Source organism: Microbacterium sp. (assembly GCF_035556355.1).
GTDB lineage: Bacteria > Actinomycetota > Actinomycetes > Actinomycetales > Microbacteriaceae > Microbacterium.
The window spans coordinates 21,408-34,421 of the sequence record NZ_DATMFG010000058.1 but is presented as its reverse complement, the minus strand read 5'-3'; the positions used below and the strand labels follow the sequence as shown (position 1 = coordinate 34,421).

The following is a 13,014-nucleotide window of genomic DNA, read 5'->3' as shown; positions in this document are numbered from 1 at the left end:
CGACCTTCTTGGCCCGCGGGTAGCCGGTGAGCGACTCGGCGATCCGCCGGTCGCCAGGACCGACCTTCTCCGTTGCGGGCACGCAGAATCCGATGACGTCGACGTCGCCGAGCACCTGCTCGACGAGATCGTTGAGGCGCTGGCCGAGGAGCGTGCGGGGCTTGTGGAGTCCCGGTGTGTCGACGACGACGAGCTGACCGCCCGGGCGGTTCAGGATGCCGCGGATCGCGCGGCGCGTCGTCTGCGGCTTGTCGCTCGTGATCGCGACCTTCTCGCCGACGAGCGCGTTCATGAGCGTCGACTTGCCCACGTTCGGGCGGCCGACGAACGTGACGAAGCCCGAGTGCGTGACGGTCGACTGCTCGTCCGAGACCTCCGCCGGTTCAGACATCCCGTTCCCCTCTCCTCACGATGCGCACCTCGCCGGTGCGCGGGCGCACGGTGCGGATCTCACCCGTGCGCGGCGATCGTCCGTTGAGCGGGTCGTCCGCCGCCTCTGGGGCGGCTCCGCGCTCGACGAAGACCGTGCTGATGCCGCGACCGCGCCCTCGTGAGGCGCCGCCGGTCATGATGAGCCCCGCGTACTCGGCGGTCGCGCCGGGCTGTGGAATGCGGCCCAGCGCTTTGCCGAGAAGACCGCCGATCGAATCGACGTCCTCGTCCTCCAACTCGATGCCGAACAGGTCGCCGACCTCGTCGAGCCCGAGGCGCGCGCTCACGCGGTAGCGACCGGGCTCGATCTCGGTCACCTCGTCGGCGCGCGGATCGTACTCGTCGGCGATCTCGCCTACGAGCTCCTCGATGAGGTCCTCGAGCGTCACGAGGCCCGACACCCCGCCGTACTCGTCCACCACGAGGCACACGTGCACGGCGTCGCGCTTCATCTGCTGCAGCAGCGTCTCGGCGCGCATCGACTCGGGCACGAACACCGCGGGACGGCTGATGGGCGTGATCGGCGCGTCGCGCCAGCCGTTCTCGTCGCGGAAGCCGAACTGCACGAGGTCCTTCAGATACAGCACCCCGACGACGTCGTCCGCCTCGTCGTCGACGATCGGGATGCGCGAGACCCCCTTGTCGAGGAAGATCCGCATCGCCTCGCGCGTCGAGGCGTTCGCGTCGACCGTGACCATGTCGGTGCGCGGCACCATGACCGCGCGCACATACGTGTCGGTGAAGTCGAACACGGAGTGGATGAGCTCGCGGTCGTCCTCTTCGATGAGCTCGTTCTCGGCGGCTTCGTCGATGATCGAGAGCAGCTGCTCCTCCGACGCGAACGAGGAGCCGCGCGACCCGCCGGGCGTGATTCGCGTGCTCAGCGCGACGAGACCGTGCGCGAGCGGACCGAGGATGATGCGCACTCCCCGCACGACCGGCGCCGCACTCTGCAGCAGGCGCCGCGCGTGCTGGCGCCCGAGGTTTCGGGGACCCGTTCCGACGACGACGTACGACAGACCGGTCATCAGCAGCGCGGCCGCGAGCATCGCCCACCAGATGTTCTCGAACAGCACCGTGAACGCGACCGTGATGAGCACCGCCGCCGTCGTCTCGGCGAAGACGCGGATGAACACGACCGCGTTCTCATGCGCTTCGGGATCGTCGGCGATGCGGCGCAGCGACGTCGCGTTGTGACCGTTCGCCGCCAGCTCCGCGAGATCGGCCCGCGACGTGACGCTGAGCGCCGCATCGATCGCCACCATGAAGGCGCCGAAGGCGATGAGCAGCACCGCCGCGACGAGCAGGAGGGCTTCGGTCATGCGCGGCCGCGCCGGCGTTCCGAGCTCTGGAACGCGGCGATGAGGCTCTTCTGCAGCCCGAACATCTCGCGCTCCTCCTCGGGCTCGGCGTGATCGAATCCGAGCAGGTGCAGCAGCCCGTGCGTCGTGAGCAGCACGAGCTCGTCCATCGTGGAGTGCTTCGCCGCGACCGCCTGCGTCTCGGCGACCTGCGGGCACAGCACGATGTCGCCGAGCAGCCCCGGAGGCGTCGGCATGTCCTCCGTGCCCGGCCGCAGCTCGTCCATCGGGAAGCTCAGCACGTCGGTCGGGCCGGGCTCGTCCATCCACTGCACGTGCAGCGCCTCCATCGCACCCTCGTCGACGAGGAGGATCGCGACGTCGGCATCCGGACTCACGTGCAGTTCGGCGAGGTTGTGCTCCATGAGCCGCAGCAGCACGGTCTCATCGACCTCGACGCCCGACTCGTTCGTGATCTCGATCGTCATGAGCGGCCTCGCTTCGGCAGGTGGTCACGCGGTCCGCCGGGGCGGAGGGAAGCGCGTCGCTCGGCTCGATTGGCGAACTCGGATGCCTCGTCCCGCTCGCGCCTCGCCGCCAGACGTCGCTCGTCGTACTCGCTGTACGCGTCGACGATGCGGCCGACGAGCGTGTGACGCACGACGTCGTCGCTCGTGAGATACGCGAAGTGGATGTCGTCGATCTCCTTGAGCACACGCGTGACGAGTCGCAGTCCGGATGCGCCCTGCGGGAGGTCGATCTGCGTGATGTCGCCCGTCACGACCATCTTCGTGCCGAAGCCGAGGCGCGTGAGGAACATCTTCATCTGCTCGGGCGTCGTGTTCTGGGCTTCGTCGAGCACGACGAAGGAGTCATTGAGGGTGCGCCCGCGCATGTACGCGAGCGGTGCGACCTCGATCGTTCCGGTCGCCATGAGCTTCGGCACGAGCTCTGGGTCCATCATCTCGTTGAGCGCGTCGTACAGCGGCCGCAGATACGGGTCGATCTTGTCGGTGAGGGTGCCCGGGAGGAATCCGAGCCGCTCCCCCGCTTCGACGGCGGGACGCGTCAGGATGATGCGGTTGACCTCTTTGCGCTGCAGCGCCTGCACGGCCTTCGCCATCGCGAGGTACGTCTTGCCCGTGCCTGCGGGGCCGATGCCGAACACGATCGTGTTCTCCTCGATGGCGTCGACGTACGCCTTCTGCCCGAGCGTCTTGGGACGGATGACCTTGCCACGTGTCGACAGGATCGCCTCGCCGAGCACCTCGGACGGGCGCGGACCGCCTTCGGACTGCAGGATGCGGTTCGACGACGTGACGTCGACCGGATCGAGCCCCTGCCCAGCCTTCGTCATGGCGAGAAGCTCGTCGACGAGGGCGCGCGCGGCGGCGACTGCCGCTGCGTCGCCGGTGAGGGTGATCTCGTTGCCGCGCACGTGGACGTCGACTTCGGGGTGCTCGCGCTCGACGACGCGCAACAGGCGGTCTTGAGGCCCGAGGAGCTGCACCATGGCGACTCCGTCGGCGTAGACCCGCTCGACGGCGGGTTCGTTGTCGGTCAAAGACTTCTCTCTTCCAGTCCTCCGGCGAGGACGTGGGCATGGACGTGGAAAACGGTCTGGCCGGCGCCGGCGCCGCGGTTGAAGACGAGCCGGAAATCGCCGTCGGCATGCTCGGCCGCGAGTGTGTTGGCGAGCCCGATCATCTCGGTGAGCAGGTCGGGGTTGCCCGCGGCGAGCTCGACGACGTCGCGATACTCCTGCGTCTTGGGGATCACGAGCAGGTGCACGGGCGCCTGCGGGTTGATGTCTCGGATCGCGAACACGTTCTCGGTCTCCGCGATGATCTCGGACGGGATCTCTCCGTTGTAGATACGCGTGAAGATCGAGGGTTCGCTCATCCTTCAAGTCTAGCGAGGACCCTTCGACAGGCTCAGGGCCCCATCCCCTGCCGATCCGCGCCGCTGACGGTCGGCGCGCCCGTCGACCGTCGCCCGATCTACCAGCGCCCGAGCGCCGCGCTCACGACCGCGAGCGCCGCCGGTCCGGCGGTCGACGTGCGCAGGACGGTGTCTCCGAGCCGGACGAGCCGGGCGCCGGCCTCCGCGAGCGCGTCGAGCTCTTCGGGTGCGACGCCGCCCTCAGGACCGACGACGAGGACGATGTCGCGCTCGTCGGCTGGGTCGAGCTCTACGGTCGAGAGCCGTTCCTGCGCGGTCGGCTCGAGGACGAAGACGGATGCCGCGCCCTCCCCGATGCGCCGCAAGAGCTGCTTCGTCGTCGCGAGCTCACCGACCTCGGGAACCCACGCGCGATGCGCCTGCTTCGCCGCCTCGCGCACGATCGCCGCCCAGCGCGCACGGCCCTTCGCGGCCTTCGCGGCGTCCCAGCGCGAAACGCTGCGCGCCGCCTGCCAAGGGACGATCTCGTCGACGCCGAGCTCTGTCGCAGCCTGCACGGCGAGCTCGTCGCGGTCGCCCTTCGCGAGAGCCTGCACGAGCACGACGCGGGGTGCGGGCGGCGGGACGTCGGTCCGCGCGTCGATCCGCACGACGACCTCGCGCGGCGCGACCGCCTCGCATGTTCCGGTGAGCCATGCACCGTGCCCGTCGCCGACGGTGACCTCCTCGCCGACCCGCACACGGCGCACGGCCGCTGCGTGGTGCGCCTCGGCTCCCGTGAGCACGACAGTCTCGCCCGGGCGGGCGAGCACTTGCTCGTCGAGGAGGAAGTGCAGCGGCATCCGGGTCAGCCGTTCCGGAAGCGGTCGCGCAGCTTCGCGAACAGGCCCTGCTGGAAGTGCGCGAGGCGCGGGGCCGGGGGCTTCGTCTTCTTCGCGAACTCTTCGATGAGGGCGCGCGACCGGCCGTCGACGCGCGTGGGCGTCACGACGTGCACGCCGATGCGGAGGTCGCCGCGCTGCGTGCCGCGCAGCGGCGTGATGCCGCGGCCGCGGACCGTGATGACGTCGCCGGACTGGACGCCCGGGCGCAGCTCGAGGTCGACCGGGCCGTCGAGCGACTCGATCGTGGTGGTCGTGCCGAGGATCGCATCGGGCATCGACACCTCGAGGGTCGCGAGCAGGTCGTCGCCGTCGCGGCTGAACACCTCGTCGGGCGCGACCGTGACCTCGATGTACAGGTCGCCGTTGGGCCCGCCGCCGGGGCCGACCTCGCCCGAGCCGGGAAGCTGCAGGCGCAGCCCCGTCTCGACGCCGGCCGGGATGTCGATCGACACCGTGCGGCGGGCGCGCACGCGGCCCTGGCCCTGACACGTCACGCACGGGTACGGGATGGTCGTGCCGTAGCCCTGGCACACGGTGCACGGCTGGCTCGTGACGACGTTGCCGAGCAGGCTCCGCACCTGTCGCTGCACGTAGCCCGCGCCGTGGCAGATGTCGCACGTGACCGGACCCGTGCCCGGCTGGCAGCACGATCCCTGACACGTCTCGCACAGCACGGCCGTGTCGACCTCGATGTCGCGGTGCACGCCGAACACGACGTCCTTGAGCTCGAGCGTGATGCGCACGAGGGCGTCCTGGCCGCGCTCGCGCCGCGACCGCGGCCGCGCCGCGCGCGTGCCGCCCGCCGCCCCGAAGAAGGTCTCGAAGATGTCGCTGAATCCGCCGAACCCGTTCGCGCCGCCGAACGGCGAGTCGTCGCCGCCCATGTCGTAGCGGCGCCGCTGCTCGGGGTCGCTCAGCACGTCGTACGCGTGCGTGACGAGCTTGAACCGCTCGGCCGCGTCATCGCCCGGGTTCACATCGGGGTGCAGCTCGCGCGCGAGCCTGCGGTACGCCTTCTTGATCTCTTCCTGGCTGGCGTCGCGTGAGACGCCGAGGACCTCGTAATGGTCAGCCAACATTCGCCTTCCCGCCCGCGTTCCGCGGGATCGATCGTCACGGATGCCTCGTCAGCGGGAGTTCTCTTCGTGGAGCATCCGGGTGAGGTAGCGCGCGACGGCTCGCACCGCCGCGAGGTTCGTGGGGTAGTCCATGCGCGTCGGACCCATGACGCCGACGCGCGCGAGCGAGCCCGTCGCATCGTAATCGCTGGCCACGACAGACGCCTCGGCCAGCCCGAAGGGCTCGTTCTCGCGACCGATGCTGGCGGAGAGTCCCTGGTCGTCGGCGTGCATCTCGCTCACGAGGCGCAAGAGGGTCACCTGCTCCTCGATCGCCTCGAGCAGCGGATAGATGCTGCCGCGGAAGTCGGCCTCGCGCCGCGCGAGGTTCGCCGCACCCGCGAGCACGAGGCGGTCCTGGCGGAACTCCTCGAGCTCTTCGGCCACGGCCCGCAGAAGGTCGAGCGCGGCCTCGTCGAGCGGGGTCGTCTGCCCCGATGCCGGCGCGGCGGATGCCTCGGCCAGCCGCTCCTCGACGAGCTGCGCGCCGTCGCGGACCGCCCGGCCGACGATGACGGCCGACACGGCCGTGCGGAGGCGCTGCACCTCCTCTTCGCCGAACTCGCCGCGCACCGTCGCGAGGCGCTGCGAGACGCGACCGGTGTCGGTCACGATGATCACGAGCATGCGCCCGCCGCCGAGCTGCACGAGCTCGACGTGCGACACGCTCGCACGCGCGAAGGACGGGTACTGCACGATCGCGACCTGGCCGGTGAGTCGGGTGAGGGCGCGCACGGTGCGCACGAGCAGGTCGTCGAGGTCGCCGGCGCCGTCGAGGAACGAGGTGATCGCCGCGCGCTGCGCGGACGTCAGCGGGCGAAGCTCGGCGAGGTGGTCGACGAACACGCGGTAGCCCTTGTCTGTGGGCACGCGACCCGAGGAGGTGTGCGGGGCGACGATCAGCTCTTCGTCTTCGAGCTGGGCCATGTCGTTGCGGATGGTCGCTGCGGACACACCGAAGGCGTGCCGCTCGACGATGGACTTGCTGCCGACCGGCTCGTTCGTGTCGACGTAGTCCTGCACGATCGCCCGCAGGACCTCGAGGCCGCGTTCGCTGACCATTCACCCTCCCGCCTGGCACTCTACTGTCGTGAGTGCCAATTCTAGCGGACGACCTGGGGCGATGACCGAGAAACGCGGGCTCACAGACCCGGCGTCAGCGCCCGCACGACGGCGTCCGCGAGCAGGCGCCCGCGCAGCGTCAGCACGATCCGCCCGTGGAGGGCCTCTGCCCCGTCGATGAGTCCGTCCGCGATGAGGCGGGCCACCGCGTGGCGTCCCTCTCCCAACAGCTCCGACACGGGATACCCCTCGCGGATCCGCGTGCCCAGCAGCACTCCCTCGAGGGCGCGGGCCGCGGCATCCGTCCTCTCCCTACCCGCCGCCGGGGTCTGCCCAGACGCGAGCCGCTGCGCGTACGCGGCGGGGTGCTTCACATTCCAGAATCGCACGCCCGCGATGTGGCTGTGCGCGCCCGGGCCGAAGCCCCACCAGTCGTGGCCGCGCCAGTACGCGAGGTTGTGGCGCGAGCGGTGCTCGGGGCCCCGCGCCCAGTTCGACACCTCGTACCACTCGAACCCGGCCGCGCCGAGCAGGTCGTCGGCGAGCTCGTACATGTCGGCCTGCAGGTCGTCGTCGGGTGCCGGCACCTCGCCGCGACGGATCCGGCGTTCGAGCTTCGTGCCCTCCTCGATGATGAGCGCGTACGCAGAGATGTGGTCGGGCTCGAGCGACAGGGCCGTCTCGAGCGAGAGGCGCCAGTCGGAGAGCGACTCCCCCGGTGCGCCGTAGATGAGGTCGACGCTCACGTCGATGCCCGCGCGGCGCGCGGCCTCGACGGCCGTGCGCACATTCGCCGGCTCGTGCGTGCGGTCGAGCGCGGCCAGCACATGCGGGACGGCCGACTGCATGCCGATCGACAGCCGGGTGACGCCGGATGCCGCGAGCTCGGCGGCTGCGGCATCCGTCACGGTGTCGGGGTTGGCCTCGACCGTGACCTCGGCACGCCCCTCGATCCCGAAGGCGTCTCGCACGCCGGCGAGCATGCGCGCAAGGTCGCCCGGCGGGAGGAGCGTCGGCGTGCCGCCGCCGAAGAACACCGTGGACGCGGACCGCAGCGGACCTTTCGCCTCGAGCACACGGCGAGCGAGCGCGACCTCGCCCAGCAGGGTGTCGGCGTACTCGTCCTGCCGTGCGCCGCGCAGCTCGCTCGAGGTGTACGTGTTGAAGTCGCAGTAGCCGCATCGCACGCGGCAGAACGGCACGTGCAGGTACACGCTGAACGGCGTGGCGGGATCGGTCGATGTCTCGTCGGGGAGCGCTCCGTCTGCGGGGACCGGCTCGCCGAGCGGCAGCGCAGCGCCCATCAGGCCGACGTCGCGTACAGCGGCGAGATCGCGCGCAGGTACCGCGTGAACAGCTCGCGCCGCCGACGACGCACGAGCCGCGGGAACAGGCGGTAGAACAGGCCCACCGGCCGGTCGAACGCCCGCACCGTGAACCACACCTCGTCGTTGTCGTGCCAGTCGAGCATGAACGACTCCTCGCCGCTGACGACCGAGTCGCCGACCGTGCCCAGTGCGAACCCGACGCGACGCGGCTCTTCGACGGCGAAGATCACGCGCAGCTCACCGCCCGCGCGCATGCCGCGCACGCGGCCCTCGAGCTGGATCGTCATGCCGCCGCTCACGAACGGCGTGCCGTCGGAGTCGAAGCGCTGCTCGACCTCCATGCGGCTCGGCGCGATCGGATTGCCCTCGCTGTCGAAGCTGACGCCCGAGTACATGGGGCCGGATGCCGGACGGACGTCCGCGAGCGTCAGACCCGCTCCGCGCTGTGCCGTCCACGACATGAGCGCCTCGCTCGCGGTGTGGAAGCGGGACTCGCCGCTGCCGATGCGCCACGAGGACTCCGCCGGGATGCTGCGCTCCGGCGGGTACTGCATCAGATCCGGCGCCTGCGTCGCCCCGACGGCGGCGTAGTCGACGGTCTCGTCTTTGAACGTGCCCCGGCGCATGGATTCCAGCCTACTTCGCCTACTTCGGGCCCTTGCCCTCGACGTCGCCGGAGAGGGCGGCGATGAACGCCTCCTGCGGCACCTCGACGCGGCCGACCATCTTCATGCGCTTCTTGCCTTCCTTCTGCTTCTCGAGCAGCTTGCGCTTGCGGGTGATGTCGCCGCCGTAGCACTTGGCGAGAACGTCCTTGCGCATCGCGCGGATGTTCTCGCGGGCGATGATGCGCGCCCCGATCGCAGCCTGGATGGGCACCTCGAACTGCTGGCGCGGGATGAGCTTGCGCAGGCGCTCGGTCATCATCGTGCCGTAGGCGTACGCCTTGTCGCGGTGCACGATCGAGCTGAACGCGTCGACCTTGTCGCCCTGCAGGAGGATGTCGACCTTCACGAGGTCGGCCTCCTGCGAGCCGTTGGGCTCGTAGTCGAGGCTCGCGTAGCCCTGCGTGCGGCTCTTGAGCTGGTCGAAGAAGTCGAACACGATCTCGCCGAGGGGCATGTTGTAGCGAAGCTCGACGCGGTCCTCGCTCAGGTAGTCCATGCCGAGGAGGGAGCCACGGCGTGACTGGCACAGCTCCATGACCGTGCCGACGTAGTCCTTCGGGGTGAGGATCGCCGCCTTGACCATGGGCTCCGACACCGACGCCACCTTGCCGTCGGGGTATTCGCTCGGGTTCGTGACCGTGACGTGCTCGCCCGTGTCGGTCGTGACCTCGTACACGACGCTGGGCGCGGTCGTGATGAGGTCGAGGTCGAACTCCCGTGCGAGGCGCTCGGTGACGATCTCGAGGTGCAGCAGCCCGAGGAAGCCGCAGCGGAAGCCGAAGCCGAGCGCGACCGACGTCTCGGGCTCGTACTGGAGTGCGGCATCCGAGAGCTTGAGCTTGTCGAGCGCTTCGCGGAGCTCCGCGTAGTCGCTGCCGTCGATCGGGTAGATGCCCGAGAACACCATGGGCTTCGGATCGGTGTAGCCCGGGAGCGGCTCGGCGGCGGGCTTGCGCTGGTCGGTGATCGTGTCGCCGACCTTCGACTGGCGCACGTCCTTCACGCCCGTGATGAGGTAGCCGACCTCGCCGACGCCGAGGCCCTTCGTGGGCATCGGCTCGGGGCTCGAGACGCCGATCTCGAGCAGTTCGTGCGTCGCCTTCGTCGACATCATCTGGATGCGCTCGCGCGGCTCGAGCTTGCCGTCGACCATGCGGACGTAGGTGACGACGCCGCGGTACGCGTCGTAGACGCTGTCGAAGATCATGGCGCGGGCCGGGGCATCCGCCTCGCCCTTCGGCGCCGGGATGTCGCGCACGATGCGGTCGAGCAGCTCCTCGACCCCCTGCCCGGTCTTGCCCGACACCCGCAGCACGTCGTCGGGGTCGCCGCCGATGAGGTTGGCGAGCTCGAGGGCGAACTTCTCGGGGTCGGCAGCCGGGAGGTCGATCTTGTTGAGCACCGGGATGATGTGCAGGTCGTTCTCGAGCGCGAGATACAGGTTCGCGAGCGTCTGCGCCTCGATGCCCTGCGCTGCGTCGACGAGCAGGATCGCGCCCTCGCACGCCGCGAGCGAACGGCTCACCTCGTACGTGAAGTCGACGTGCCCGGGAGTGTCGATCATGTTGAGGGCGTACACCTGGTCGGGCCCCGGTGCTTCGGCGGACTCAGCAACCGGGCGATGGGCCCACGGCATCCGCACCGCCTGGGACTTGATCGTGATGCCGCGCTCGCGCTCGATGTCCATGCGGTCGAGGTACTGCGCGCGCATGTCGCGCTCGGCCACGACTCCGGTGATCTGCAGCATCCGGTCGGCCAGCGTCGACTTGCCGTGGTCGATGTGGGCGATGATGCAGAAGTTGCGGATCAGCTCAGGAGGGGTCGCGGACGGCTCGAGAGGCTTCAGGGCGCGCGGTGACATGTCCCGTCGATTCTACGTGGGCGGGTCCTGACCGATGGCCGAGGACGATGACGGAGGCCGCGGCCCGACGCGCAGGCCCGATTTCGGCGCACACCCACGGATGCCGCGACCACCGTCGCGGATGCCGTGACCGCCGTCGCGCACCGCATAATCTGATTCGCATGGTCGTGCAGGTCGTGCTCGTGCACGGCATCCGCACGTCCGCCACCATGTGGCGCGCGCAGCTCGAGTACCTCACCGAGCGCGGCAATCCGGTGACCGCGGTGGACCTGCCCGGCCATGGCTCGCGCATGTCGGAGCTCTTCACGATCGAGACGGCGTTCGAGACGATCGACAACGCGGTGCGAGATGCCGCGGAGCGCGGCCCCGTGCTGCTGGTCGGGCACTCGATGGGCGGGCTCCTCTCGATCGAGTACGCCGGCGCGGAGGATCCACCGCCCGTCGCGGGCTTCATCGCCGCGTCGTGCACCGCCATCCCGCGCGGAGTCGGACTCACGACGTACCGTCTGCTCGCGCGCGGATTCGATCGGCTGCCCGGGCGGGGGCAGCGCATCGCCGACCTCGTGCTCGATCGCACACTGCCGCCCGAGACCCGCATGGACTTCGGCGCCGGCGGCTACGCATACGACGCGCAGGACATCGCCCTGCGCAGCCTCTCGGTGCTCGACCTGCTCGCGGCGCTGCACCGCATCGAGGTGCCGCTGTGGTTCGTCAACGGCCAGTACGACCAGTTGCGGGTGAACGAGCGACTCTTCACACGTGTGGCGCAGCATGCCGAGCTGATCGTCATCCCCCGGACGAGTCACCTCGTGACGGCCATGAGGCCGCGTGTGTTCAATGCGATCCTCAATCTGGCCCTCACGACGATCGAGCACCGGCAGTCATAGGGGCGGCGCGAGACCTGGTAGACTCAGTGTTTGGCTTGCGTGTGGGTTCGTCCCTCACGACCGCCGTGCGGCATCCCTCTCCTGCCACCCGGCACTCCATCGAAATCCTCCGAACGAAAGAACGTCGACACGTGGCGAACATCAAGTCGCAGATCAAGCGCAACAAGACCAACGAGAAGGCGCGCGAGCGCAACAAGGCCGTGAAGAGCGAGCTGAAGACCCTCGTGCGTCACACCCGCGAGGCCGTGGCGGCCGGCGACAAGGCCGCCGCCGAGAAGTCGCTCAAGGTGGCGGCCCGCAAGCTCGACAAGGCCGTCAGCAAGGGCGTCATCCACAAGAACCAGGCCGCCAACCGCAAGTCGGCGATCGCCAAGCAGGTTGCGTCGCTCTGATCTGAGCAGCTTCGAGATGGCCCGTCCCCGAAGGGACGGGCCATCTCCGTATGCGCACGCGAGCCGTCGGGCTCCCGTTCACGCACCGTGAGGTGCACGCGTCGCGATGACGGTGACGAGGCGCTCGAGTGCGAACACCGGGTCACGCGAGGCGCCCTTGACGTCGGCATCCGCCTGAGCGGCGGCCATGATCGCCATGCCGAGCGATGCCTCGTTCCAGCCCGACAGGTCGCGACGCGCGCGGTCGACCTGCCAGTCCTTGAGTCCGAGGCGGGCCGCGAGTGCCTGGGACGGCTCTCGGCTGCCGGCGACGCGCGCCATCGTGCGCAGCTTCGACGCGATCGCTGCGACGAGCGGCACCGGGTCGGCGCCCGACGCGAGCGCGTGCCGCAGTGCGATGAGCGCGTCGCCGTAGCGCCCCGCGATGGCGGTGTCGGCGACGGTGAACGCCGACGTCTCGACGCGGCCGCCGTAGTACCGCTCGACGATCTGCTCGGTCACATCGCCCGGCACGTCGCTGATGAGCTGCTGGCACGCCGCCGCGAGCTCGGTGAGATCGTCGGCGAACGCCGAGACGAGCGCGCGAAGCGCCGCCGGCGCGATGCGCTTGCGGGCGGCCGAGAACTCCTCGGCGGCGAAGTCGAAGCGGTCGGCGTCGCGCTTGATCGCAGGGCATGCGATCTCGACGCCCCCGCCGTCACCGGCACGGATCGCGTCGAGGAGCTTCTTGCCGCGCACCGTCGCTCCGGTGTGCCGCAGGATGACCGTCGCTCCTTCCTGCGGCGCAGCGAGGTACGCGAGCGCCTCGGCGAGGAACGCGTCGGAGCACTTCTCGACCCCGGAGACGCGAACCAGGCGCGGCTCGCCGAACAGGGACGGCGACGTCACCGCGAGCAGCGTTCCGGGCGCGTAGTCGTCGGCGCGCAGGTCGGACACCTCGAGGCTCGGGTCCTCGGCGCGAAGGTAGTCGCGCACGCCGGCGATCGCGCGTTCGGCGCACACCTCTTCGGGGCCTGAGATGAGCACGATCGGAGCCGGCTGCGGGTCGCGCCATGAGAGCTGCGGGATCACGGATCGCGTCGCACCGCCGCGTGCACCGCCGCGACCGCGTGACGACGAGGACCGGCCCGCCGGGGTGCTTCGAGCCGCTGCCATGCCGACCAGCCTACCGAGAGGGTC

Annotated in this window: 14 protein-coding genes; 2 read left to right on the top strand and 12 right to left on the bottom strand. The window is 70.0% G+C overall.

The window, feature by feature from the left end:
* From VNR19_RS16845 to lepA, 11 genes are all read right to left on the bottom strand, one after another.
* Nucleotides 1-391: GTPase (locus VNR19_RS16845; RefSeq protein ID WP_325728431.1), on the bottom strand; the 391-nt coding region annotated here is incomplete at its 3' end.
* Nucleotides 384-1,754 carry a hemolysin family protein gene (locus tag VNR19_RS16840; RefSeq protein WP_325728430.1) on the bottom strand — a complete coding sequence of 457 codons (1,371 nt, stop codon included), beginning with the start codon at nt 1,752-1,754 and terminating at the stop codon, nt 384-386. The genes VNR19_RS16845 and VNR19_RS16840, both read right to left, overlap by 8 nt.
* Nucleotides 1,751-2,221, bottom strand: coding sequence for an rRNA maturation RNase YbeY (gene ybeY, locus VNR19_RS16835; RefSeq protein WP_325728429.1), 471 nt, complete (start codon nt 2,219-2,221; stop codon nt 1,751-1,753). Before ybeY ends, VNR19_RS16840 begins: the two co-directional genes overlap by 4 nt.
* On the bottom strand, nt 2,218-3,246 hold the full coding sequence (locus VNR19_RS16830) for a PhoH family protein (RefSeq protein ID WP_325728432.1): 1,029 nt from the start codon (nt 3,244-3,246) through the stop codon (nt 2,218-2,220). Before VNR19_RS16830 ends, ybeY begins: the two co-directional genes overlap by 4 nt.
* 47 nt (nt 3,247-3,293) lie before the next feature.
* A complete protein-coding gene (locus tag VNR19_RS16825; RefSeq protein ID WP_325728428.1) occupies nt 3,294-3,635 on the bottom strand; it encodes an HIT domain-containing protein in 342 nt (113 codons plus the stop codon).
* 98 nt (nt 3,636-3,733) lie between these two features.
* On the bottom strand, nt 3,734-4,477 hold the full coding sequence (locus VNR19_RS16820) for a 16S rRNA (uracil(1498)-N(3))-methyltransferase (protein ID WP_325728427.1): 744 nt from the start codon (nt 4,475-4,477) through the stop codon (nt 3,734-3,736).
* Nucleotides 4,478-4,482: 5 nt separating this feature from the next.
* On the bottom strand, nt 4,483-5,595 hold the full coding sequence (gene dnaJ / locus VNR19_RS16815; RefSeq protein WP_325728426.1) for a molecular chaperone DnaJ: 1,113 nt from the start codon (nt 5,593-5,595) through the stop codon (nt 4,483-4,485).
* A 51-nt stretch (nt 5,596-5,646) separates the two neighbouring features.
* Nucleotides 5,647-6,699: a heat-inducible transcriptional repressor HrcA gene (gene hrcA / locus VNR19_RS16810; protein WP_325728425.1), complete on the bottom strand. Its 1,053-nt coding sequence runs from the start codon at nt 6,697-6,699 to the stop codon at nt 5,647-5,649.
* Nucleotides 6,700-6,779: 80 nt separating this feature from the next.
* The gene (gene hemW, locus VNR19_RS16805; protein WP_325728424.1) at nt 6,780-8,003 is read right to left on the bottom strand and encodes a radical SAM family heme chaperone HemW; all 1,224 of its coding nucleotides are present in this window, start codon (nt 8,001-8,003) and stop codon (nt 6,780-6,782) included.
* Entirely contained in the window at nt 8,003-8,653 is a 651-nt protein-coding gene (locus VNR19_RS16800) for a DUF1990 domain-containing protein (RefSeq protein ID WP_325728423.1), read from the bottom strand. The genes hemW and VNR19_RS16800 overlap by 1 nt, the downstream gene beginning before the upstream one ends.
* A gap of 19 nt (nt 8,654-8,672) precedes the next feature.
* Nucleotides 8,673-10,556 (bottom strand): translation elongation factor 4, encoded by a 1,884-nt coding sequence (gene lepA, locus VNR19_RS16795; RefSeq protein WP_325728422.1) that lies wholly within the window; start codon nt 10,554-10,556, stop codon nt 8,673-8,675.
* Between the two features lie 161 nt (nt 10,557-10,717).
* Here lepA and VNR19_RS16790 point away from each other — a divergent pair, with 161 nt between their 5' ends.
* Together VNR19_RS16790 and rpsT are read left to right on the top strand one after the other, a co-directional pair.
* Nucleotides 10,718-11,443, top strand: coding sequence for an alpha/beta fold hydrolase (locus VNR19_RS16790; RefSeq protein WP_325728421.1), 726 nt, complete (start codon nt 10,718-10,720; stop codon nt 11,441-11,443).
* Nucleotides 11,444-11,574: 131 nt separating this feature from the next.
* Complete coding sequence (gene rpsT, locus VNR19_RS16785) at nt 11,575-11,835, top strand: 30S ribosomal protein S20 (RefSeq protein WP_325728420.1); 261 nt, start codon at nt 11,575-11,577, stop codon at nt 11,833-11,835.
* 78 nt (nt 11,836-11,913) lie between these two features.
* Here the strand turns inward: rpsT and holA are convergent, their stop codons facing one another.
* A complete protein-coding gene (gene holA, locus VNR19_RS16780; RefSeq protein WP_325728419.1) occupies nt 11,914-12,990 on the bottom strand; it encodes a DNA polymerase III subunit delta in 1,077 nt (358 codons plus the stop codon).
* Nucleotides 12,991-13,014: the final 24 nt, after the last annotated feature.

Excerpts from the sequence above, each read along its gene's own strand:
- VNR19_RS16800 (WP_325728423.1), bottom strand. The coding sequence starts at position 8,653 with ATGCGCCGGGGCACGTTCAAAGACGAGACCGTCGACTACGCCGCCGTC.
- hemW (WP_325728424.1), bottom strand. The coding sequence starts at position 8,003 with ATGGGCGCTGCGCTGCCGCTCGGCGAGCCGGTCCCCGCAGACGGAGCG.
- VNR19_RS16790 (WP_325728421.1), top strand. The coding sequence starts at position 10,718 with ATGGTCGTGCAGGTCGTGCTCGTGCACGGCATCCGCACGTCCGCCACC.
- VNR19_RS16840 (WP_325728430.1), bottom strand. The coding sequence starts at position 1,754 with ATGACCGAAGCCCTCCTGCTCGTCGCGGCGGTGCTGCTCATCGCCTTC.
- VNR19_RS16820 (WP_325728427.1), bottom strand. The coding sequence starts at position 4,477 with ATGCCGCTGCACTTCCTCCTCGACGAGCAAGTGCTCGCCCGCCCGGGC.
- ybeY (WP_325728429.1), bottom strand. The coding sequence starts at position 2,221 with ATGACGATCGAGATCACGAACGAGTCGGGCGTCGAGGTCGATGAGACC.
- VNR19_RS16830 (WP_325728432.1), bottom strand. The coding sequence starts at position 3,246 with ATGGTGCAGCTCCTCGGGCCTCAAGACCGCCTGTTGCGCGTCGTCGAG.
- lepA (WP_325728422.1), bottom strand. The coding sequence starts at position 10,556 with ATGTCACCGCGCGCCCTGAAGCCTCTCGAGCCGTCCGCGACCCCTCCT.
- hrcA (WP_325728425.1), bottom strand. The coding sequence starts at position 6,699 with ATGGTCAGCGAACGCGGCCTCGAGGTCCTGCGGGCGATCGTGCAGGAC.
- VNR19_RS16825 (WP_325728428.1), bottom strand. The coding sequence starts at position 3,635 with ATGAGCGAACCCTCGATCTTCACGCGTATCTACAACGGAGAGATCCCG.
- holA (WP_325728419.1), bottom strand. The coding sequence starts at position 12,990 with ATGGCAGCGGCTCGAAGCACCCCGGCGGGCCGGTCCTCGTCGTCACGC.